Raw genomic sequence first — 243 nt, forward strand, 5'->3', positions numbered from 1 at the left:
CTCCTTAAATTTTGTGGATGGTTGTTTACCAGAGTGGAACGTCTTGCTGGTTGTCGTCTTCGTCCCACCAGGAAAAAGTCTCATTAAGATTTGGCAGCGCTTCGTCTTGCGCTGCTGCAGGGGTAGTTGTGTCTACATTGTTTATCTCCTTGTTGGTTTGTTCAGTGAGTGGATGGAAAGTATCGCTTGGCGTGAAAAGAATGTCCCAGTTGACGGGGGATTGTTTGAGGAAGTCGTCCCAGT

General features: G+C 47.3%; 1 protein-coding gene. It reads right to left on the reverse strand.

The window, feature by feature from the left end:
- Window positions 1–25: 25 nt before the first annotated feature.
- The coding region (locus QP437_RS10340) for a hypothetical protein (RefSeq protein ID WP_285267776.1) at window positions 26–243 on the reverse strand (218 nt) is incomplete at its 5' end.

Source organism: Haemophilus sp. UMB1048 (genome assembly GCF_030218125.1).
Classification (GTDB): Bacteria; Pseudomonadota; Gammaproteobacteria; order Enterobacterales; family Pasteurellaceae; genus Haemophilus_D.